A 650-nucleotide genomic window follows, 5' to 3' on the forward strand; every position below is an offset into this window, starting at 1 on the left:
TCAGCCCGTCTGTCGAGCCGGCCAGCAGTTCAGCGCCGCGCAGCAGGTCGGGGCCGCTGTCGGGCTTCAGGTCGCCGAACACATAGGTCCAGGCCGCATCGCTGACGATGGCGGCGCTGAGGCCGCGCTTGCAATTGGAGAGGCAGGACACCCGACGCACCGTAAACGGCGTGCCGTCAGCGGCCGCTTCGGCGCTGGCGCAAAGGGCCGCGCCGGGGCGCGGTTCGGCGGTGGGGTCTTCCGGGTGGCGGCAGGTTTCGCACACCACGATGATCACGCCCGCAGCGGCGGCTGGCGCGTCGCAAGGCGGCGAACCGGCGGGGCGGTCTTCGCTGGCAAGATGGCTTTCACTGGCGATGGAGCCAGGAGCCGCTGGCGGTTCCAGCGACGGAACGTGTTTGCTCACGCTGTTCTCCCTGCCCGGTAAACCCGCCGGACGACATGGTGAATCCGTAGCGAGGGCAGGTCTCCTGGCTCGCGGATCAAACGCCGGTCGTCGCCTTCCCAGGTTGCCCCAGTGGCATGTGACGCCGGCTGTCCGCCTACAGTTGCGGGTACAGCAGCGGAGTTGCGCGCAAAGCCCCATGTCGCCGGCCCAGCCGGCGCGCGGGGGGACGCGGCGCACCGCTTTCCCTTTTACTTCTTCCTTT

At 69.2% G+C, this 650-nt stretch carries 1 protein-coding gene and 1 riboswitch; the gene reads right to left on the reverse strand.

All coding sequences use genetic code 11. The annotated features are described in order from the left end of the window. The coding region (locus AC4FS3_RS28950) for a DUF1636 family protein (RefSeq protein ID WP_491023410.1) at window positions 1-406 on the reverse strand (406 nt) is incomplete at its 3' end. A gap of 37 nt (window positions 407-443) precedes the next feature. Next, window positions 444-650: riboswitch (cobalamin riboswitch) on the reverse strand. This riboswitch is flagged as partial in the annotation.

The organism is Pseudogemmobacter sp. TB195, assembly GCF_058313095.1.